Origin of the sequence: Natronococcus sp. (genome assembly GCF_047921035.1) — an archaeon.
GTDB lineage: Archaea > Halobacteriota > Halobacteria > Halobacteriales > Natrialbaceae > Natronococcus.
In genome coordinates, this window is the sequence record NZ_JBLRWX010000072.1 from 1 (window position 1) to 19135 (window position 19135).

Sequence of the window (19135 nt, forward strand, 5' to 3'; positions counted from 1 at the left end):
CGATTCGATCTCGAGTCCGGGCCGATCGGGAGCGATCGGCTCGAGGGGATCGCTACTGCGGCGGCCGTCGGGGACGGGACGGTCGCGGCGATCGAGGAACCGGTTACCTGCCACGACGAGGGACTGACGCGCGGTGAGTACGCTCTCGTCGTCGGAGCGGTCACTCCTCGAGAGTGAATCCGCTGCAGGGACGTCGAGGTTCTATTCACCGTGTAGTCGCCGTAACTGATCCAGAGTCGCATACGCAAGGCAAACCACCACAACGAACACTCTCATCTGTGTTTCCAGATAATGACAGAGACGAGAGAGCGCGGCGACTCCGAAGACCGTTCGGATTCCGGACTCGAGGACGTCGGCTTCCGTTCGACGCTGGCCGACGACGAGGGCGAACCGCGACGAGTGATGACCGACGGCGGCGAGGACGAACTGCCGGAGGAAGAGGAGGAAGAGGAAGCCGAAGAAGAGGACGAGGAGGCTGAAGACGAGGAAGAAGAAGCCGAAGAGAACGGAGAAGAAGCTGAAGAGGACGAGGAGGCTGAAGACGAGGACGAGGAAGCCCAAGAGGACGAAGACGAGGAAGCCCAAGAGGACGAAGACGAGGAAGAGGAGGCCGAAGAAGAGGACGAGGAGGCTGAAGACGAAGAAGCCGAAGAGGCGGAAGACGAGGAAGACGAAGAGGACGAAGAGGACGAAGAGGAGCCGGTAGGCCACGAGCAGGGCGCCGAAGACTCCTACGAGGACGACGACGCGACGAACGTCCTCCACCTCGACCTCGACGGACTGTTCCTCGACCTGCTCGGACTCGAGGTCAACCTCGACCCCGTCGTGCTCAACCTCTCGGCGCGTCCGGGCGAGGGGAACCTGCTCGGCAACCTGCTGTCCGCAGTCTCCGGACTGCTCGACGGCTCCCAGGAGCTGCTCGGTGGCGTCCAGGACCTGCTCTCGCGTCCGGCCGAGGCGATCTCCTCGGTCGTCGACCGCTCGCAGGAGGCGCTGACGTCGCTCGTGAGCAAGCCCCGCGAGTTCGTCAGCGCGCTTCTGGGCGGTGACGAGGAGGGCGACGAGGAGGATGCCGAGGGCGAGGAGGACGACGGCGAAGGCGAGGACGAGGACGCGCAGGGTCGGATCTCGTCGGCCATCGAGACGATGACCGACAGCATGCGCGGGCTGATTCCGGACCTGCCCGTCGAGGAGTTCATCGCCACGGTCGTCCGTGAGGTCCTCCAGGCGCTGATCGACCAGCTCGAGGGCGACGAGGAATCGAACGAACAGGAAGGCGAGGCGGAGGCGAGCGCATAACAATGAGTGAGGAATCCCAGTCGCTGACGGAACAGCTCGACTACGACAAGATCACCGAGAATCTCGAACTCGACGAGCTCGTCGAGGGAACCCAGTGGGAAGACGAGATCAGCGAGGACGAGCCCATCGGGGAGACGCTGGGCGGGCTGATCGGTGCGATCATCGGCCGCAAGATCGGCGAACAGGTCGGTCGCACGATCGGCGACCTCGTCGTCGAGGAGCTGATCAGTGCGGGCGAGGAGGACGAGGACGAAGAGACGACCGAAGACGGTGACGAGGACGACGAGAGCGACGAATCCGAAGACGAGGACGCCGAGGACGAAGGCGACGAGGAGGAGACCGACGACGGAGACGAGGACGAAAGTGAGGGTGAAGACGATGCCGATGATGGCGACGACGAGAGCGAGGACGACTCGGAGGACGGAGGGGAGTAGCCGTGACACCGAGTTCTCCACACCGAGCGACTCGAGGTGAGCGCGATGAGTGAGGACTCCGGGCTGAAGCAGATGGTCACCGACGAGGTTACCGAACAGGTCGACGTCGCCGATCTGCTCGGCGACGGCAGCCTCGAGGACAACCTCGACGGCGGCGAGGTCGGTGCGGCCGTCGGCAGACAGTTCGGCGAACAGCTCGGACGCGAACTCGGCGCGACGATCGGTCGCGATATCCAGGAGACCCTCCGGAAGGGGATCGAGAACGGAAAGAGCCTCCGCGAGCTCGTCTCGGATCTGGTGGCCGCGATCCGGACGGCGATCCGTGATGCGATCGCCAGCGTCGTCGGCCAGGACGCCCTCTCGTCGGCAACCGGTGCGCTCACCGACGGCGAGTCGGAGGACGAGTCGGAGTCAGAGGGCGAGGCCGAAGACGGAGAGGACGGACTCCTCGACTCCGCCGATGATCTTCTTGATTCCGACGACGATGACGACGAAGCGGAGGACGAAAGTGACGAGGAAGCCGCTGACGAGGAAGCCGCTGACGAGGAAGACGAGACCGACGGCGACGAAAGCGACAAGGACGCCGCCGACGAAGACGGCGATGAGGACGAGGCTCCGGAGGAGCCGTCGGTCGAGGAACTCGAGAACCTGCGACGCGAGACCCTCGAGGACTTCCTCGGCGTGATGTCGTACCAGGACCTGCAGTCGGTCGCCAAGGACGTCGGCGTCAAGGCGAACCTCAGCCGCGAGGAGATGACCGACGAGATCATCGAGGCGGTCGCCGACGAGGAAGCCGACGACGACGGCGAGTCCGAGGCGGACGACGAACCCGACGAGTCGTCGTAATCCCCTCGGCACCGAATCCGGGCTTTCACCCGATCCCGATCTAGAACCATGACTGACGAACTCTACGACCGTATTACGGAGATTCTCGACGAGGCCAGCACCGAGAGCGGGGCGCTCGCCGTTCCGGACGACGACGGCGACGGCGCCGACGACGACCTGCTCGAGCTCTCCGAGGAGGCGGCCGATCTCCTCGAGTCGACCGACCCCCGCGAGCTGCTCGAGGCGGTCGGACTGGGCACGCTCGAGGACGGCACCGAACCCGAGACCGTCCCCGAGGCGATCACCAAGGGCGAGCCCGAACGCGTCGAGGAACTCCGGCGACTGGTCCGGCTCGCGAAGCTCGGCGACCGCGAGGCGGAAGGGGAGCTCGAGACCGTCATCGACGGGCTCCGCGAGGCGACCGAGGACGGCGACGATGAGGACGCCGACGAAGCGGACGACCGAAGCGACACCGAAGACGAGTCGGCGGACGAAGACGACGAGGAGACGACGGACGAGTCAAAAGACGGCGACGAGGAGGAAACGACGGACGACGAGGAAGCGGCGGACGACGGGAGTGCAACCGACGAACTCGAGGAGCGCCTCCGGGACGCCGTCGGCTCGTCGGTCGAGGAGTTCGGCGCCGACCTCGAGTCGGTCCGGGACCAGCTGGCGGCAGCGGGGGCTGACGACGAGTCGGACGAGGACGAGGAGGACGGACTCCTCGACTCCGCCGGGGAGCTTCTGGATTCCGACGAGGATGACGACGATGGAGACGAGGATGACGATGGCCTGCTGGACGATGACGAGGACGAGGAAGACGACGATGACGACGATGACGACGGCCTACTGGGCTCCGACGACGACGGACTCGGCTCGAGCGAGTCGTCCCGGTACTCGACGATGGCGCCGCCGCCGAACAGACGGGCGGACATGAACGCGGTCAAGCGCCACTCGACGATGCCGAAGCGAAACCGGTAGCCCCCTTCCCCTCGAGGCGACCCTCGTCTCTTTTGTCCCGCCGACCGTACTCGAGGGTATGTACGACTCGATCCTCGTCGCGACCGACGGCAGCGAGACGGCGTCGGTGGCCGTCGAACACGCGATCGATCTCGCGGACCGGCTCGAGGCGACGCTGTACGGCGTCGCCGTCGTCGAGACCCGAACCGAGTACGACAACGCCATCGTCGATCCGGGCGAGGTGGAACGCCACCTCCGGGAGCGGGCCGAGACGTCGCTTGCAACCCTCGAGGAGCGGGCCGAAGCGGCCGCCGTCCCGGTCGAGACGGCCGTTCGCGTCGGCGTTCCTCACGAGGAAATCGTCACCTACGCCGACGACTGCGGGGTCGACGCGATCGTCGTCGGCAGCCGCGGACGGTCGAAGTTCAAGGGGGCCCTGCTCGGGAGCACCGTCGACGCCGTCGTCAGGCTCGCGACGCGACCGGTGCTCGTCGTCGGCGACGGGTGAGGAGTTTTATTCCTCCTCCGAGTACCTTTTCGGTGAATGCACGACTGGATCGACGGCTACGACGAGCGGGACTGGCAGACTACCGAGGAGGGAACCGTCCGATACGCACTGATCGGACTCGGCTGGTGGACGGTCGACGTCGCGATTCCGGCAATCGAGAACTCCGACCTCGGCGAGGTCTCGGTGCTGGTCAGCAGTTCGACCGAGAAGGCCGAACGGCTCGCCGAGGAGAACGACGTCGAGCGTGGGATCAGTTACGACCAGTACCACGACGGAGCCGCCAGCGACGCCTACGACGCCGTCTACGTCGGCACGCCGAATGCCTTCCACCTCGAGTACGCCGAGACGGCGGCCGACCTCGGAAAGGCGGTGCTCTGCGAGAAGCCGATGGAGGCGACCGTCGAGCGGGCCGAACGGCTGGTCGAGGCCTGCGAGGACGGCGACGTCCCCCTGATGATCGCCTACCGCATGCAGACCGAACCCGCCGTCCGTCGAGCGAGAGAGCTCGTCGAGTCGGGCTTTCTCGGCGAGCCCGTCTCGGTCTACGGCGCGAACGGCCAGCCCCTGCTCGAGATGAATCCCGATCACGACCAGTGGCGCCTCGATCCCGACCTCTCCGGCTACGGAACCTCCGTGATGGATCTGGGCATCTACTCGATCAACACGACACGATACCTGCTTCGACGAGAGCCCGTGCGGGTTTCCTCGCAGATGACTTCCCATCACGAGGCGTTCGACGACGTCCCCGACGAACGCGCTTCCTCCGCGCTGTTGCTCGAGGACGACGTCCACGTGATCACGACCTCGAGCCAGCGCGCTCACGAGGACACCCACCTGAAACTCACCGGAACCGAGGGAACGATCGAACTCGATCCGGCGTTCCACGGCGAGGCGACCCTGAAATGCTCCCGCGGCGATGTCTCCGTCGAAATCGAACACGGGGAGTTCGACGCCCAGCGGGAGGTTCGGGAGGTGTTCGACTACTTCGCGGACCGCGTGCTGACCGACGCCGATATCTATCCCGACGGCCGCCACGGGCTCGCCGATATGCGGATCATCGAGGCGATACACCGGGCCGCCGACGAGGAGCGACCGGTGAATCTCTGAAGCCGTCGGCTCCCACCGATAGCCCAGAGCCGGTGAAACGACGCCGACGACTCGACATCCGTATATTCTCTATTTTTGATACACATCTGGATAGGTAATATTGTAAAATAATACAATACAGACAGACGTTATCTCCGACTCGATTCCAAAATTATCGTACAGCTGTACTATCGTCTTCTGGAATACGAGAACGGATGCGAAGCGACCTGACGTTCGACCGATCCGGACTCGAGTCGCATACTGATCGGACAAAGAACGTATAGGACTACCTGGAAGTAAATTCCGTAGAACGGTCGTTTCGATAACTCTCTTGGTATGTCGACCCTCTAATCAGTAATTATATTGTTTATGCAGCCGTGTCGACAGTCGAGTTCATCCTAGGATAGCTGTCCAGTATCCACAATATTGGACAGGTTATATTCGGATGTTTTGAATAGTGTCTGAGGTGGTGAACGACCCGCGACCGCTCGAGGAGGTACTACTCCACTCGCGTTCGAGTCACCGAAACAGCGAGGGACGGTCCGGACCCGTGCGGCCTCCCTCGTCCGCCTGCCGACGATATATTACAGAGGTATGTTCGTAATGCTTTCGCGGTACTCGACGGGATGACCGGTCGCTCGAGCGCGACGTATTCGAGTAATACGAACGCCGAATCGCGAGGGATCAGGCGTGGGCGAGGTTGACCTCGATCTCGTTGGTCGCGCCGAGCAGGAGCGCCGGTAGCTCTTCGATTAGCACCTCGCCGCGGAGCCGGTTCGCGGGGCCGGCGACGCTGATCGCCGCGACGGCGTCGCCGGAGTCGGATCGGATCGGTGCACCGACCGCGTGGACCCCGCGAACCGACTCCTCGCGGTTGATCGCGTACCCTCGCTCGCGGATCGTCTCGAGGCGATTTCGAAGCTCGGATCGGTCGGTGATCGTCTCGTCGGTCGCCGCCTCGAGCCCGCGGTCCTCGAGGATCGTCTCGATCCGCGTTTCGGGCAGGTGCGCGAGGATCGCCTTCCCCGCGGCGAACTGGTGCAGCGGGGTTCGCCTGCCGACTCGAGCGTGGGTCCGCACCGAGTGGCGCCCCTCGGCGCCGTAGATGTGGACGCCGACGCCGTGTTCTTCGATCACGCACCAGACCTTCTCGTCGGTCGTCGCGGCGAGTTCGTCGACCTTCGGCTTCGCCGCCTCGAAGACTGGCCGTCGGTTCCGGACGTAGGTCCCGTAGTCCAGAAACCACGTCCCGAGTCGGTACGCCTCCTCCTCCCGGACGAGGACCCCCTGGTCCTCGAGCGTACGAGCGTGGCGGGACGCGGTGCTCTTCGCGATCCCGAGTTCGTCCGCGATCGCCGTCACGCCCGCTCGATCCCGGCGTTTGAGCAGGTCGACGATCTCGAGGGCGGTCTCGACGGTCTCGACCGGTCTGTACCCCGGTTGGGTTCCCATACGGCTACTGGTGAGCGCGCCGACAAAAGTCTGTTCCCGCTATTCGAACGGTCCTGCTCACGCCGTCTGGGAATACTCCTCGACCCACTCCTGTAGCGTGATTCCCATCGTCGCCTCGGTGATCGCGTTCGAGGACGCCGAGTTCGCGCTCTTGACGAGTTCGGCCTCGAGCGTCCGTTTCGGGACTTCGCCGAGGAAGTGGGGAATCGCCCGCTGGACGGCGAGCGGACAGCCGACCTCGTGGGCCAGCGCGTACCCCGAGATGGAGTGGGGGATCTCCTCGCTGACGTAGCGCGGGTCGGGATCCTCGAGGAGCGCGTCGTCGACGTGATCGGGATACTCGTAGCACTTCCCGACGTCGTGGAGGAGACAGGCCGCGACTACCGTGTCGGTATCGGGGTCGGCGCCGTGGAACTCCCGCTGTTCGCGCGCGGTCTCGAGCGCGATCCGGGTGACCCCGCGGACGTGTTCGACGTTGGTGACCTCGCGGATGTTCCAGGCGTAGGGGATGTCCGCGATGTCGCGCCAACCGCCGCGCTCCAGGCCGAGGGTCCAGGCCTCGACGACCCGATCGCGGAGGTCGTCGTCCTCGATGTGCTCGAGTTCGGGGAACGCCTCGCGGATCTGCCGATCGAAGTCGACGTCCGCCATGGCGATCAGCGCTCGCCCTCGCTCACGACGAGGCGTTCCCGTCCGATGAGTCGCGGGCGCTCGTCGATCGCGAGGAAGTTGTCGACGTCCTCGCGGGCCTCCTTCGCCTTCCCGTTCTCGGGATCGTAGTCCCGTGATCCCTCGCCGCCCAGCGCGTCGTACAGCTTCTCGAGATCCTCGAAGTAGAGTTCCGCGACGCCGTCGAACTCCGCGTTGTCGGGGTCAGTCGGAATGACGGTGTTGTACTTCACGACGCCGTCGATCTCGCGGGCGATCGGGGTGTGTTCGGTCTGCCAGTAGTCGACGAACTCGTCGTGGCTCATCCCCTCCTTGCGGACGAGCAGGGCGACGTGTTTGTACATCGAACGGTGGTTTTCGACACGAGATAATAAAGCATGAGGCTCGTGACCGCGTCCCAAATCCTTTCAGAGGCGCTCGCCGTCCACGAACAGGCGGTCGCCCGCCCCCCGCGTCTCGGCGTAACCATCGTAGTACTCCATCAGCTGAAACAGGGCGCCGGTCGGGTTGCCCGGCGGGAGAAACGCCTCCGCCCAGTGTTCGAACTCGGCGTGGTCGACGACGTCGATTCCCCGCTTCTCGAGCGCGGCGACGGCTCGATCGAGATCGGCGACCTCGAGCGTGACGTGGTGCAGTCCTGGACCGCTTCGCTCGAGAAACTCGGTCAGAAACGACACCGATTCCGCTCTGGGAGCGATAAGCTCGAGCCGCGAGGCGCCGCCCAGGACGTACGTCGCCCAGGTGAACGAGCCGTACTCGCTTCGCTCCTCGTGGATCTTCTCACAGCCGAGCGCGAACAGTAGTCCTTCGGCCTCCTCGATCGACTCGACGGCGATCCCGACGTGGTCGACGCGCACCGCTGGCATCTCGGACATAGTTCCGAGAGTCCGCGGATCCCACATAGCTGTTTGGGGGAGGCAGGCAGTTATCGCGACCAGCGGCAACACGTCACACCGATAGAACGAAGTCGGGAGCGCGCGACAGCGTAGGTGCATGATCAAACAGGTCGAGTTCCTGGTCCGAAGAGACGAGTACAGCCACGAGGAGTTCGTCGAGTGGTGGCAGGGGGATCACGCCGACCTCGCGCGCGACCTGCCCGGACTGAAGCGCTACACCACGTCCGTTCCGACGAACCCCGACGCCGTCGAGTACGACGGCGTGCTCGAACTCGCCTTCGAGGACATGGCGGCGCTCGAGGAGGCCTTCGACTCCGAGACGGGCCAGGACGTCGTCGCCGACGCCGCCGACTACGTCGACTTCGACGCCGGCGAGCGCATGATCGTCGAGGAGACGGTCCACGTCGACGACGGATGACGACCACCGCCGCCGCAGTCGTCGAGACCCTCGAGGAACTGGGCGTCGAGTACGTCTTCGGCTACCCCGGCGGGCGCGCGATCGAGCTGCTCGAGCACCTGCCCGAGTCGGAGATCGACCTCGTCCGCCCGCGCGACGAGCGCGAGGCGAGCGTGATGGCGGAGATGCACGGTCGGCTGACCGGGAACCCGGGGGTACTCACGGGGCAGGGACCCTGGATCGGCAGCCTCGGACTGATGGGCCAACTGGAGGCACGGCTGGGCTCCTCGCCGATGGTCGTCCTCACCGAGGCCTCGGAACGCGGCGAGTACTCGACGCTGGCGCCCTACCAGCAGGCCCGGGGCGACTACGGCGGGTTCAGCCTCCCGAAGATCCTCGACGGCGTCACGAAGGAGTGGTGGTTCCCGCGCACGCCGGTCGAGACCCTCCGGAGCACGCAGCTGGCGTTCAAACACGCCGTCGCCGGCCGCCCCGGCCCCACCGCGGTCGTCCTGGACGGAGGGGCGATCACCGACGAGGTGCCCGCCGACCCGACCCCGCCCGCGTGGGAGGCCCGCAAGCAGACCCGGATCTGGGACGCCGCACCGACCGCCGAAGACGTCGCGAACGCGGCCGAGGCGCTCGAGCGGGCCGAACGGCCCGCGATCGTGGCAGGTAATGGCGTCCACGCCGCGGAGGCCTACGACCAGCTCGCGGCGGTCGCCGCCGCCTACGACTGCGCCGTCGTCACCTCCTACCTGGGGAAGTCGACGTACCCCGAGACCGACGAGCGCGCCGCGGGCGTCATGGGTTCGTTCGGCCACGAGGGCGCGAACCGGGTCGTCAGCGAGGCCGACACGTTGCTCGTGGTCGGCTGCCGGCTGAACCCGATGGACACCAACTGGCAGGCGCCCGAGTTCATCCGACCCGGCGAGCAGACGATCGTCCACGCCGACGTCGACGCCCGCAACGCCGGCTGGGTCTATCCCGCCGACGTGGGCCTGATCGGCGACGCGAAAGCCAGCCTCGCGGCGCTCGCCGACGTCGGGAGCGGGGAGAACGGCTGGGCGCTCGAGCGGGCGGCCGAGGCTAGAGAGTGGTTTACCGCCCCCGAGTGCGAGGACGACGCGGTCCCGATCAAACCTCAGCGCGCGGCCAAGGAGATTCAGGCGGTCGTCGACGAGGAGACGATCGTCACCGCCGACTCCGGCAACAACCGGTTCTGGCTGCTGTACTACCTCCAGACGCCGGCGGTCCGCACCTACTTCGGCAGCGGCGGCGTCGGGGGGATGGGGTGGGCGAATCCGGCTGCGGTGTCGGCGGCGCTCACCACCGGGAAAGACGTGATCGCAGTCGCCGGCGACGGCGGGTTCTCGATGACGATGAACAGCGTCGAGACGGCCGTCGAGTACGACGTCGCGCCGACGTTCGTCGTCCTGAACGATACGAGCCTCGGGATGGTCCGCCAGATGCAACACGACGAGGGCGACATCGCGGGCGTCGAGTTCCACGACACCGACTTCGTGAAAGTTGCCGAGGCCTTTGGCGCGGTCGGGACGTGCGTGACCGAACCCGACGCGTTCGCCGACGCGCTCGCCGAGGGGAAGGCGGCGGACGTCCCCCACGTCGTCGACGTACGCATCGACCGCGAGGAGGATATGGCCGATACCCTCGCCTCCTCGTTCTACGAGTCGGTCGGGGGACTCCACGAGTGACGACGACACGATCGGGCACCAACCTATACGTGAACTATCGACATACCCTGAACACATGACCGACGAGAACACGACCGTACTGGTGACCGGCGGAACCGGCTTTATCGGTTCCTACGTGGTACAGGATTTGCTCGAGCACGGCCACGACGTCGTGGCCTACGATCTCTCGACTGACACGGAGATCCTCGAGAAACTCGACGTCGCCGACGACGTCGAGGTGCGACGCGGCGACGTCTCCGAGCCGACGGACGTGATCCGCGCGGTCAAGGAGACGGGGACGACCCACCTCGTCCACCTCGCCGCCTTGCTGACGACGACCGCCCGTGAGAACCCGCGTGCGGCGGCCGAGGTGAACGTCATGGGGACGAACAACGTCTTCGAGGCCGCCCGCATCCTGGACGACCAGGTCGAGCGCGTCGCGTGGGCGTCCTCGGCGGCGGCGTACGCCCCGCCGCACAACTACGACACGGAGTGGGTCGACGAGGACGAACTCCTGTATCCCGACACGCTCTACGGCGCGACCAAGGAGTACAACGAACACCAGGCCCGGGTCTACCACGAGGACTACGGGCTGGATCACGTCGCGCTCCGTCCGACGGTCGCCTACGGCCCCTACCGCGAAACCGGCGGCTCGGCCTTTCTGGCGAACATCATCGAAAAGCCGGCGCTCGGCGAGTCCTACAGCGTCGAGTACGGCGACCAGGCGATCGACTGGCAACACGTCGAGGACATCGCCCAGGCGTTCCGGAAGGCGGCCTTCACCCCCGAATCCGAACTCACCCAGCGCGTCTACAACGTCCGCGGCGTGCTGGCGACGGTCCGGGAGGCCGCCGAAACCGTCGAATCGATCGTTCCCGATGCCGAGATCGAGGTCTCGGACGACGGCGAACTCCCCTGGACGCAGAACCTGGACATGACGAAGGCCCAGGCGGACCTCGGCTACGACCCCGAGTACGACCTCGAGTCGGGCTTTCGGAAGTACATCAACGTGTTGCGCGAGGAGGCGGGGCTCGAGCCGGTGTAGTCGCCCGCAACGTTCGGCGACTTGCCCGCCTGTTCGGCCCGTGATCCGCTGATTTCGCCAACTGCAGCGATCACCCGTCAGTAGCCGGCAATCTATTTATATTGTCCCGTGTACCCAAACGCCATGGCACTGGAACATACGCCAGCGGCCGAGCATCCGCTCGACCCGCTTTCACCGGACGAGATCGAATCCGCCTACGAGATCCTGGCGGCGGAGCGAGAGATCGGCGACTCGAGCCTCTGTATCAAGATCGAACTGGCGGAGCCGACCAAGGACGCGCTCGCGGCGTACGACGACGGCGGTGACGTGCCGGACCGCCGAGCGCGGATCGTGATCAGGGACGGAGAGGAGCGAAAGACGATCGAGGCGGTCGTTTCGCTGGACGAGGACGACGTCCTCGACTGGGAGCACGTCGAGGGCGCCCAGCCCTCGATCGCGATCGAGGAGTTCGTCGCCTGCGAGGAGACGGTCAAGGAAAACGAAGAGTGGCAGGCGGCCCTCGAGCGACGCGGCGTCGAGGACACCGACCGGGCGATGGTCGATCCGTGGTCGGTCGGCCACGAGTTCGTTCCGGAAGACGTCGATCGCTCGAAGCGGCTGGCTCACGGGCTGACCTTCCTCCGACCGAGCGAGGACGCCGGCGACGAGGGGTACGCGAAACCGGTGACCGGCGTCCACACCTTCGTCGACCTCGACCGAATGGAGGTCGTGAAAGTCGTCGACTACGGACCGCCGGACGAGGACGACCCGTTCCCGCCCGAGGGGATGGCCTACCGCGAGGATGACATCGACCTGCGCGAGGACCTGACCGCGTACAACGTCGACCAGCCGGACGGCCCGAGCTGGAGCGTCGAGGGGCAGAAGCTCGAGTGGCAGGGATGGCACATGCGCGTCGGCTGGACCCAGCGCGAGGGGCTCGTCCTGCACGATATCGGCTACGAGGACGACGGCGAGGTGCGCTCGATCATCGACCGCGCGTCGTGTGCCGAGATGTCCGTGCCGTACGGAACGACCGATATCAACGACCGGTTCAAGAACGCAATGGACGTCGGCGAGTACAACATCGGTCGGCTGGCGAAGTCGCTGACCAACGGCTGTGACTGTCTGGGCCACATGCACTACTGGGACGCCGTAATGAACACCGCCGGCGGCGAGGCGAACGTCCTCGAGAACGCGATCTGTCTGCACGAGGAGGACAACGGCACGCTCTGGGAACGAAGCGACTGGCGCACCGGCACGGACGAAGTCCGCAGACGGCGACGGCTCGTCGTCTCCTTCGTCGCCGCGGTCGGCAACTACGACTACATCTTCAACTGGTACTTTTACCAGGACGCCTCGATCGAGGTCGAGGTTCGGCTGACGGGGATCGACAGCGTCTCGGCCGTCGGCCCGGACGAGGATCCCTCGGGGTACGGCGAACTCGTCGCCCCGCAGCTCAACGGCCCGATCCACCAGCACTTCTTCAACTTTCGGCTGGACGTGAACGTCGACGACGGCCCCAACGAGCTGTACCGCGTCGAGAACCAGCAGGTTCCGGCCGGACCGGACGGACTCGACCCGATGGGCAACGCCGACGACCGCACCCACAACCCCGGCGGGAACGCCTTCTACGCGGACCGCGAGAAGCTGGCGAGCGAGGAGGCGGCGAAGGAACTGATCGACCCGCTGAAGGGCCGGTACTGGCAGGTCGTCAATCCCGGCGAGACGAATCGGCTCGGGAAGCCGACCGGATACCGACTGATGCCCGGCGGCAACGTCGAGGCGGCCGTGCAGGACGACTCGAGCGTGATGAAACGCTCCGGCTTCATCCGGTATCACCTGTGGGCGACCCCGTTCCGAGAGGACGAGCGGTACCCGTCGGGCCGGTACCCGAACCAGCATCCCGGCGGCGCGGGGCTGCCGGCGTGGACCGCGGCCGACCGAAATCTCGAGGGGGAGGATCTCGTCCTGTGGTACACACTCGGCGTGAACCACGTCACCCGGCCGGAGGACTGGCCTATTCTGCCGGCCCAGGTCTACAGCTTCAAGCTCCAGCCGACAAACTTCTTCGAGGAGAGCCCGGCGATCGACGTCCCACCTCAGCACGCGATCGAGGGCCAGGACGTCCCTGGGCACGGCGAGAGCTGTGGGGCGGACGCGGACGACGACTGATCACTCGTCTCTGATCGGTCGCCGGTCGTCCACGACTCAGTCGGGAACGTCGATCGACGCGTCTTTTCGCTCGAGAATCCGGTGGATCTCGTCTCCGTCGAGGAGGTCGACCAGGGTTTCCTCGCCGTTTCGGTAGGCCTCGAGTTCCGCCTCGCTCAGGTGTCGGTCGATCTCGTCGTCCTCGAGCAGCGCCTCGAGGGTGTCGTCGACGTCTTCGGGATCGTAGCCGGGAATTGGCATATGCTACCGTACTTCGCCGATGCGCTTATATTATGGTCATCGACCGGCAGCGGTACGATTTAGTAGATTCCCCTGATACGTCACGCCATGACGTTCCACGAGCGCGACTACATGGAGGGTACTCTCGGGACTCAGGCCGTCGACTGGGAACAGCGGATCGACACCCAGCGACTACGCGAAGAGCGCAAGGAGCGAGCCCTCGAGCGACTCCGGGAGAGCGATCTCGGCGCGCTGTTGCTCGTCTCGGATCCGAACATCCGGTACGTGACGGGGCTGGCGATGACCGGCGGCAGCGGCGCGGACCACTACACCCTCCTGACGGAGAACGGCGATGTCGTCCACTGGGACACGGCCGACCACGCGAGCAACCAGCGGGCGAACTGCCCGTGGTTGCACGACATCCGGTACGCCTGCCCCGGTCTCGGGAACGTGCCGCGAGCCTCGGGAAGCCCCTCCGCACGGCAGTTTCTGCTGTCGACGATGGCCGAAACGGTCCACGAGGCGATGGAAGAGTACGGCGTCGCCGACGAGAAACTCGGCGTCGACGTCGGCAACCGGGGGCTGCTCGAGACCCTCGAGGACCGCGGCGTCGAGACCGATTCCGGAACCGCGCAGTCGGTGATGGAGGACGCCCGGAAGGTCAAGACCGAGGACGAGATCGAGTGTCTGCGCCAGGTTGCGGCGATCTGCGAGGCCGGCTTCCAGCGGATCACGGATTCGGCGAAGCCCGGAAAGCGCGAGAACGAGGTCTGGGGCGAAGCCGTGCAAGAGCTCTGGCGCCACGGCGCCTTCGTCGGCGGGGGCTATCTCACCTCCGGGCCGAACACCTGGCCGAAACACCAGGCCAACACGACCGACCGGGCGATCCGGCCCGGCGACCTCGTCTACGCCGATTTTTATAATATCGGCTATCTGGGCTACCGATCCTGCTACTACCGCACCTTCTCGATGGGAGAGCCGACCGAGGAGCAACGGCGGGCGTACGAGACCGCTCGAGACAACCTCTACGACGTCCTCGAGCGCATCGAACCCGGCGCGACGACCGACGAGATCGCCCAGGGCTTCCCGGATATGGAAGGCGAGCACGCCGATTTCTACGACGCCGACGAACACTGGCAGCTGACCACGAACCACTGGGCCCACGGCCTCGGCCTCCAGCTGTACGAGGTGCCGCTGATCTGGCGCGGCCTCTCGCCGGACCACCCGATCGAACTCGAGGAGGGGATGACGATGGCCGTCGAGACCCAGGAGCCCGCGGGCCGGCAGGGCGTCCGCGTCGAGGAGATGGTCGTCGTCCGCGAGAACGGCGTCGAGATCCTGAGCCAGTGGCCCGTCGAGGAGATCACCGTCATCGACTACTGACCGCTCGATTCGAGGTACCTCGAGCGGTGTTAAATCCATTACGAACACCAGAAAGCCCCTGCTGCGGTGGACTCCCAGGCCTCGCTGCGCGCCTCGGACTTCGTCCTGCGGTGCTTACGTCGGCCGGGTTCGTCCACCGCAGCAGCCCCTTTGGTGGTGTTCGTGACGATGGTGATGCAGGTATCCTCGTCTTCGAATCGGAACACGCCCACTAGCTGGTTCGCCAACCATTAAGCCGATTCCCGGTGATACCGAGAGTATGAAACTCGGGACCGGCCTCTTTACCGCCCAGCGGCGGCCCGGCGACGATCGCGAGCCGAGCGAACTGTACGACGAGGTGCTGCGGCTGACTCGCGAGATCGAAGACGCGGGGTTAGACAGCGCGTGGGTGTCCGAACACCACTTCGAGGCCGACGGCTACCTCTCGGGAACGATACCGACGCTGGGGGCGATGGCAGCCGAGAGCGAGTCCCTCGAGATCGGCAGCTGCGTCGCGCTCGGACCGCTGTACGACCCGATTCGGCTCGCCGAGGACGCGGCGACGGTCGACCTGCTCTCGGACGGTCGGCTCACGCTCGGACTCGCCATCGGCTCGAACCCGCGGGAGTTCGACGTCTTCGGCGTTCCGCAAGACGAGCGCGCCGAGCGCCTCGCCGACCTTGTCCCGTTCCTGCGGGGGGCCTGGAGCGAGGGCGCCCTCGAGTACGACGCCGACTTCCACGACGTGCCGGTGGACGTCTCGATCACGCCGAAACCCACCGAGGGCGACGTCCCGGTCATGCTCGGCGGCGCGGCCAAACCCGCGGTCCGCCGCGCGGCCCGGACCGCCGATGGCTGGTGTGCCCCCTCATCGCTGTCGGTCGAGGGCGTCAGGAAACGCGTCGAGGACATCCGGCGGGTCCGGGATGAGGAGGACGTCTCGGGCGAGTTCACGGTCTACGTCCTCCAGCACGGCTGGGTCGGCGACTCCCGGGAGGAAGCCTGGGAGGCGATGCGCGACGGCTACTTCTACCTCCAGCGCCGGTACGCGGAGATCTTCTCCGGGGAATCGGTCGACGAACTCGACGAGGAGCGCAAGCGGGAGCTAAAAGAACAGGCCATCTTCGGCACGCCCGAGCAGGTTCGCGAGGAACTCGAGACCTACCGCGAGGCGCTGGGCGACGATATCCACTTCATATTCCGGACGTACTACCCCGGCGTCGAGACCGACGAGATGATCGACTGCGTTCACCGGCTGGGCGACGAAGTCGCCCCCAAACTTCGGTAACTCGACGACGAGGACGGTACCGAGAGCGGACTTAGCCCGTCTTGTAGACGCCTCGAGCGTCGGCGATCAGCGTTCCGATGGCTTCGCCGTCTTCCCGAGGCGCTATCGGAGTCTCGCTGTCGTTTTCCACCGTGTAGACTTCGACGTCAACGGTCCCGACGTCGCTGCCACAGCGCACGACGTCGGCCTCGGCGTAGAGATCGCCCGTCCCCGCGCTGAGGTAGTCGATGCGCATGTCGATCGTCGGAACGGGCTGGTCGACCAGCGAGACCAGCGCCGCGCCGCCGACGGTGTCGGCCAGCGTGAACGTGACGCCGCCGTGGGCCATCAACTCGTCCTCGTTCCAGGAGAGCTCCTCGCGCATTTCGAGGCGCCCCTCGGCGTAGCCGTCGCCGCACTCGGTGACCTCGATTCCCAGCAGGGAGGCGAACGGCATCCCCTCAAAGAAGGCTTCGATGTCCATGAAATGGGTTGCCGTCCCAACCATAATAAAAGTGCCAGATGATCCACCCCTTCCGTCGCGAGAACCGTTCAGCGATGATCGTACACGCGTTTGACCTTCCCGACCTCGGTGCGTTCGATCGTGCCGGACTCGACTAGCTCGAGCGCGTCGGGGCGAACGGAAAGCGCGTTCCGCAACCGCTCGAGGATCCTCTCTCGGAGCCGTTCGCGGTCGATGTCGACCCCCTCCGTCAGCTCGACGGTCAGCTTCAGCCGATCCAGTTCGTCCTCGCGGTAGAGGTCGATCCGGTAGTGGGGCGCCACGGCGTCGAACTCGAGGACGATGTCCTCGATCTGGCTCGGGTACAGGTTGACCCCCCGGACGATGAGCAGGTCGTCGGCCCGGCCCGTGACGCCGTCCATTCGTGCCGTCGTTCGGCCGCAGGTACACTCTTCGTCGGTGAGTGACGTGAGATCGCCCGTTCGATACCGCAGTACGGGGAGTGCCTCTTTCGACAGCGAGGTCAGTACCAGCTCTCCCTCCTCGCCCTCCGGTAGCGTCTCGCCCGTCGTCGGATCGACGATTTCGGGATAGAAGTGATCCTCCCAGACGTGCATCCCGTCCTGGGCCTCGCGGCACTCGACGGCGACGCCCGGACCGATCAGCTCCGAGAGGCCGTAGTTTTCGATCCCGACCGCGCCGAGTCGCTCTTCGATCGCCTCACGCATCGGCTCCGTACAGGGCTCGGCGCCGTACAGCACCGTCGATAGCGGCAGCTCGTGGGGATCGATTCCCATCTCGCGGGCGGTCTCGGCGAAGTACAGCGCGTACGACGGCGTACAGGCGATCGCGTCGCTCTCGAGGTCGCGGGCGAACTCGACCTGGCGCCGGGTGTTCCCGCTTCCCGTCGGGATCACCGTCGTGCCGAGAGCCTCGGCGCCGCCGTGGAAGCCGAGCCCGCCCGTAAAGAGGCCGTAGCCGTAGGCGTTCTGGACGGTATCTCCCGGTTCGATCCCCGCGGCTTCCAGCGACCTGGCCATCACCTCGTCCCACAGCTCGAGGTCACCGTCGGTGTAGCCGACGATCTTGGGTTTGCCCGTCGTGCCCGACGAGGCGTGGATTCGCAGGAGCTCGTCGCCGTCGACGGCGAACAGGCCGTCGGGGTACTCGTCGCGGAAATCCTCCTTCGTCGTGAACGGCAGCGCCTCGAGGTCGTCGACGGACTGTACGTCCTCGGGCGAAACCCCGGCCTCGTCCAGCCGCTCGCGGTAGAACGGGACGTTCCCGTAGGCGTGGGCGATGGTGTCACGGAGTCGCTCGGCCTGCAGCTCTCGGCGCTCCTCGCGGGCGGCTCGCTCGGTAGTGCCTGCCATGGCTCGTCCCGTGTCCACGACACCGAGTACCAAAGCTCTTGGTTCCAGGTCGTCGACGGGCGGGGTCGCTCGCGCGTCGACGGCTGCGGAAAACGAACGGTGATCGGCTACTCGAACTTCTCGAAGGGCTGCTCGCAGGCGTTGCAGTAGTGCATCGACCGACAGAGCGACGGTCCCTTCGGGTGTTCGCGGACGGTGTTCGTCGACTCGCAGTACGGACACTCCGCACCCGCGTCCTCGCCGCCGGTCGTGACGCTCGGATCTCGTGATCGTCTCATATGCTGAGCCCGAACTCCCGGAGGTCCTCCTTTCCCTGCTCGGTCACCATCTCGATCGTCCACTCGGGACTCCAGACGAGTCGCAGTTCGGCGTCGTCGACGCCCTCGACGTCGGCTGCCGCCTCCTGGACCTGCTCGGTGAGCATGTCCCTGGCCGGACAGCCCGAGTAGGTCAGCGTCATGTCGACGACCGCGTCCCCGTCCTCGAGCGTCACGCCGTAGATCAGCCCGAGGTCGACGATGCTGATCGGCATCTCGGGATCCTCGATTCCGTAGAGGGCCTGCCAGACGTCGGCCTCGACGCCCGTGGCGTCCTCGCCGGTCGCCGGCAGCTCTTCGGTCCCTTCGCCCTCGCGGTAGTCGGTGTACGCACACGGCGTCGCGTCGGCGTCCGGATCCGGGATCTCGCTGCTCATTTCGGTTTCTCCATGATTTTGGTGGTGTCGCTGCGCCCGAGGTCGCGATAGGTGTGGGTCAGCTCGTCGTGAAGGTCGACCCACGCGTCGGTGTGACCCCCGTCCCGGCCGCGTTCCTCGGGGAGCATGTCTTCGGTGATCTCGAAGGTGTCGTCGTCGACCTGCGCGCTGACCGGCAGCTCGAGCTCGAGGGACTCGAGGTAGGGCACCACGATCGAGAGCCACTCCTCGCCCAGCTCCTCGAGGGTCGCGTCCCGCAGTCTCAGCTCGACGATGTCGTCCTCGACGTCCCGATCGACGGGTTCGAACAGCGTCAGGGCGTACGGGAACAGCCGATCGAG

20 protein-coding genes and 3 pseudogenes are annotated in these 19135 nt (G+C 65.9%); 13 read left to right on the forward strand and 10 right to left on the reverse strand.

Annotated elements, in window-relative coordinates; translation table 11 throughout:
* The 7 genes and pseudogenes from ACNA7R_RS14085 to gfo6 form a co-directional block, all read left to right on the forward strand.
* Positions 1 to 177 (forward strand): annotated as a pseudogene (locus tag ACNA7R_RS14085) (transcriptional regulator); the annotation flags it as partial.
* A gap of 114 nt (positions 178 to 291) precedes the next feature.
* Positions 292 to 1299 (forward strand): hypothetical protein, encoded by a 1008-nt coding sequence (locus ACNA7R_RS14090; RefSeq protein WP_416284191.1) that lies wholly within the window; start codon positions 292 to 294, stop codon positions 1297 to 1299.
* A 2-nt stretch (positions 1300 to 1301) separates the two neighbouring features.
* Positions 1302 to 1733, forward strand: a complete 432-nt coding sequence (locus ACNA7R_RS14095) for a hypothetical protein (RefSeq protein WP_416284192.1) — start codon at positions 1302 to 1304, stop codon at positions 1731 to 1733.
* A 45-nt stretch (positions 1734 to 1778) separates the two neighbouring features.
* On the forward strand, positions 1779 to 2579 hold the full coding sequence (locus tag ACNA7R_RS14100; protein ID WP_416284193.1) for a hypothetical protein: 801 nt from the start codon (positions 1779 to 1781) through the stop codon (positions 2577 to 2579).
* 48 nt (positions 2580 to 2627) lie between these two features.
* Complete coding sequence (locus ACNA7R_RS14105) at positions 2628 to 3539, forward strand: hypothetical protein (RefSeq protein ID WP_416284194.1); 912 nt, start codon at positions 2628 to 2630, stop codon at positions 3537 to 3539.
* 58 nt (positions 3540 to 3597) lie between these two features.
* Positions 3598 to 4026 carry a universal stress protein gene (locus tag ACNA7R_RS14110; protein WP_416284195.1) on the forward strand — a complete coding sequence of 143 codons (429 nt, stop codon included), beginning with the start codon at positions 3598 to 3600 and terminating at the stop codon, positions 4024 to 4026.
* Positions 4027 to 4062: 36 nt separating this feature from the next.
* Positions 4063 to 5133, forward strand: coding sequence for a D-xylose 1-dehydrogenase Gfo6 (gfo6, locus tag ACNA7R_RS14115; RefSeq protein WP_416284196.1), 1071 nt, complete (start codon positions 4063 to 4065; stop codon positions 5131 to 5133).
* Positions 5134 to 5796: 663 nt separating this feature from the next.
* Here the strand turns inward: gfo6 and ACNA7R_RS14120 are convergent.
* From ACNA7R_RS14120 to ACNA7R_RS14135, 4 genes and pseudogenes are all read right to left on the reverse strand, one after another.
* On the reverse strand, positions 5797 to 6564 hold the full coding sequence (locus tag ACNA7R_RS14120) for an IclR family transcriptional regulator (protein WP_416284197.1): 768 nt from the start codon (positions 6562 to 6564) through the stop codon (positions 5797 to 5799).
* Between the two features lie 57 nt (positions 6565 to 6621).
* A complete protein-coding gene (locus ACNA7R_RS14125; protein ID WP_416284198.1) occupies positions 6622 to 7215 on the reverse strand; it encodes an HD domain-containing protein in 594 nt (197 codons plus the stop codon).
* A gap of 5 nt (positions 7216 to 7220) precedes the next feature.
* Positions 7221 to 7577, reverse strand: a pseudogene (locus tag ACNA7R_RS14130) (EthD domain-containing protein); the annotation flags it as partial.
* A gap of 63 nt (positions 7578 to 7640) precedes the next feature.
* The gene (locus ACNA7R_RS14135; protein WP_416284199.1) at positions 7641 to 8108 is read right to left on the reverse strand and encodes a VOC family protein; all 468 of its coding nucleotides are present in this window, start codon (positions 8106 to 8108) and stop codon (positions 7641 to 7643) included.
* Positions 8109 to 8226: 118 nt separating this feature from the next.
* On the opposite strand from ACNA7R_RS14135, the gene ACNA7R_RS14140 reads away from it, so the two are divergent.
* The 4 genes from ACNA7R_RS14140 (at position 8227) to ACNA7R_RS14155 (ending at position 13416) form a co-directional block, all read left to right on the forward strand.
* Positions 8227 to 8547 carry an EthD family reductase gene (locus ACNA7R_RS14140; RefSeq protein WP_416284200.1) on the forward strand — a complete coding sequence of 107 codons (321 nt, stop codon included), beginning with the start codon at positions 8227 to 8229 and terminating at the stop codon, positions 8545 to 8547.
* Positions 8544 to 10241, forward strand: coding sequence for a thiamine pyrophosphate-binding protein (locus tag ACNA7R_RS14145; protein WP_416284201.1), 1698 nt, complete (start codon positions 8544 to 8546; stop codon positions 10239 to 10241). Before ACNA7R_RS14140 ends, ACNA7R_RS14145 begins: the two co-directional genes overlap by 4 nt.
* A gap of 55 nt (positions 10242 to 10296) precedes the next feature.
* Positions 10297 to 11265, forward strand: coding sequence for an NAD-dependent epimerase/dehydratase family protein (locus ACNA7R_RS14150; protein ID WP_416284202.1), 969 nt, complete (start codon positions 10297 to 10299; stop codon positions 11263 to 11265).
* A 123-nt stretch (positions 11266 to 11388) separates the two neighbouring features.
* Positions 11389 to 13416 carry a primary-amine oxidase gene (locus tag ACNA7R_RS14155; RefSeq protein ID WP_416284203.1) on the forward strand — a complete coding sequence of 676 codons (2028 nt, stop codon included), beginning with the start codon at positions 11389 to 11391 and terminating at the stop codon, positions 13414 to 13416.
* 36 nt (positions 13417 to 13452) lie between these two features.
* Here the strand turns inward: ACNA7R_RS14155 and ACNA7R_RS14160 are convergent, their stop codons facing one another.
* Complete coding sequence (locus tag ACNA7R_RS14160; RefSeq protein WP_416284204.1) at positions 13453 to 13656, reverse strand: hypothetical protein; 204 nt, start codon at positions 13654 to 13656, stop codon at positions 13453 to 13455.
* Positions 13657 to 13743: 87 nt separating this feature from the next.
* On the opposite strand from ACNA7R_RS14160, the gene ACNA7R_RS14165 reads away from it, so the two are divergent.
* Both ACNA7R_RS14165 and ACNA7R_RS14170 read left to right on the forward strand, forming a co-directional pair.
* Complete coding sequence (locus tag ACNA7R_RS14165; RefSeq protein WP_416284205.1) at positions 13744 to 15018, forward strand: M24 family metallopeptidase; 1275 nt, start codon at positions 13744 to 13746, stop codon at positions 15016 to 15018.
* 259 nt (positions 15019 to 15277) lie between these two features.
* Complete coding sequence (locus ACNA7R_RS14170) at positions 15278 to 16285, forward strand: LLM class flavin-dependent oxidoreductase (protein ID WP_416284206.1); 1008 nt, start codon at positions 15278 to 15280, stop codon at positions 16283 to 16285.
* Positions 16286 to 16316: 31 nt separating this feature from the next.
* Here ACNA7R_RS14170 and ACNA7R_RS14175 read toward each other — a convergent pair whose 3' ends face one another.
* The 5 genes and pseudogenes from ACNA7R_RS14175 to ACNA7R_RS14195 form a co-directional block, all read right to left on the reverse strand.
* Positions 16317 to 16748, reverse strand: coding sequence for a PaaI family thioesterase (locus ACNA7R_RS14175; protein ID WP_416284207.1), 432 nt, complete (start codon positions 16746 to 16748; stop codon positions 16317 to 16319).
* A 68-nt stretch (positions 16749 to 16816) separates the two neighbouring features.
* Entirely contained in the window at positions 16817 to 18100 is a 1284-nt protein-coding gene (gene paaK / locus ACNA7R_RS14180; RefSeq protein ID WP_416284208.1) for a phenylacetate--CoA ligase PaaK, read from the reverse strand.
* A gap of 107 nt (positions 18101 to 18207) precedes the next feature.
* Positions 18208 to 18378 carry a 1,2-phenylacetyl-CoA epoxidase subunit PaaE gene (gene paaE / locus ACNA7R_RS14185; protein ID WP_416284209.1) on the reverse strand — a complete coding sequence of 57 codons (171 nt, stop codon included), beginning with the start codon at positions 18376 to 18378 and terminating at the stop codon, positions 18208 to 18210.
* The gene (gene paaD / locus ACNA7R_RS14190; RefSeq protein WP_416284210.1) at positions 18375 to 18794 is read right to left on the reverse strand and encodes a 1,2-phenylacetyl-CoA epoxidase subunit PaaD; all 420 of its coding nucleotides are present in this window, start codon (positions 18792 to 18794) and stop codon (positions 18375 to 18377) included. The genes paaE and paaD overlap by 4 nt, the downstream gene beginning before the upstream one ends.
* Positions 18791 to 19135: pseudogene (locus ACNA7R_RS14195) on the reverse strand (phenylacetate-CoA oxygenase subunit PaaI); the annotation flags it as partial. The gene paaD and the pseudogene ACNA7R_RS14195, both read right to left, overlap by 4 nt.

Excerpts from the sequence above, each read along its gene's own strand:
- ACNA7R_RS14090 (WP_416284191.1), top strand. The coding sequence starts at position 292 with ATGACAGAGACGAGAGAGCGCGGCGACTCCGAAGACCGTTCGGATTCC.
- ACNA7R_RS14095 (WP_416284192.1), top strand. The coding sequence starts at position 1,302 with ATGAGTGAGGAATCCCAGTCGCTGACGGAACAGCTCGACTACGACAAG.
- ACNA7R_RS14100 (WP_416284193.1), top strand. The coding sequence starts at position 1,779 with ATGAGTGAGGACTCCGGGCTGAAGCAGATGGTCACCGACGAGGTTACC.
- ACNA7R_RS14105 (WP_416284194.1), top strand. The coding sequence starts at position 2,628 with ATGACTGACGAACTCTACGACCGTATTACGGAGATTCTCGACGAGGCC.
- ACNA7R_RS14110 (WP_416284195.1), top strand. The coding sequence starts at position 3,598 with ATGTACGACTCGATCCTCGTCGCGACCGACGGCAGCGAGACGGCGTCG.
- gfo6 (WP_416284196.1), top strand. The coding sequence starts at position 4,063 with ATGCACGACTGGATCGACGGCTACGACGAGCGGGACTGGCAGACTACC.
- ACNA7R_RS14120 (WP_416284197.1), bottom strand. The coding sequence starts at position 6,564 with ATGGGAACCCAACCGGGGTACAGACCGGTCGAGACCGTCGAGACCGCC.
- ACNA7R_RS14125 (WP_416284198.1), bottom strand. The coding sequence starts at position 7,215 with ATGGCGGACGTCGACTTCGATCGGCAGATCCGCGAGGCGTTCCCCGAA.
- ACNA7R_RS14135 (WP_416284199.1), bottom strand. The coding sequence starts at position 8,108 with ATGTCCGAGATGCCAGCGGTGCGCGTCGACCACGTCGGGATCGCCGTC.
- ACNA7R_RS14140 (WP_416284200.1), top strand. The coding sequence starts at position 8,227 with ATGATCAAACAGGTCGAGTTCCTGGTCCGAAGAGACGAGTACAGCCAC.
- ACNA7R_RS14145 (WP_416284201.1), top strand. The coding sequence starts at position 8,544 with ATGACGACCACCGCCGCCGCAGTCGTCGAGACCCTCGAGGAACTGGGC.
- ACNA7R_RS14150 (WP_416284202.1), top strand. The coding sequence starts at position 10,297 with ATGACCGACGAGAACACGACCGTACTGGTGACCGGCGGAACCGGCTTT.
- ACNA7R_RS14155 (WP_416284203.1), top strand. The coding sequence starts at position 11,389 with ATGGCACTGGAACATACGCCAGCGGCCGAGCATCCGCTCGACCCGCTT.
- ACNA7R_RS14160 (WP_416284204.1), bottom strand. The coding sequence starts at position 13,656 with ATGCCAATTCCCGGCTACGATCCCGAAGACGTCGACGACACCCTCGAG.
- ACNA7R_RS14165 (WP_416284205.1), top strand. The coding sequence starts at position 13,744 with ATGACGTTCCACGAGCGCGACTACATGGAGGGTACTCTCGGGACTCAG.
- ACNA7R_RS14170 (WP_416284206.1), top strand. The coding sequence starts at position 15,278 with ATGAAACTCGGGACCGGCCTCTTTACCGCCCAGCGGCGGCCCGGCGAC.
- ACNA7R_RS14175 (WP_416284207.1), bottom strand. The coding sequence starts at position 16,748 with ATGGACATCGAAGCCTTCTTTGAGGGGATGCCGTTCGCCTCCCTGCTG.
- paaK (WP_416284208.1), bottom strand. The coding sequence starts at position 18,100 with ATGGCAGGCACTACCGAGCGAGCCGCCCGCGAGGAGCGCCGAGAGCTG.
- paaE (WP_416284209.1), bottom strand. The coding sequence starts at position 18,378 with ATGAGACGATCACGAGATCCGAGCGTCACGACCGGCGGCGAGGACGCG.
- paaD (WP_416284210.1), bottom strand. The coding sequence starts at position 18,794 with ATGAGCAGCGAGATCCCGGATCCGGACGCCGACGCGACGCCGTGTGCG.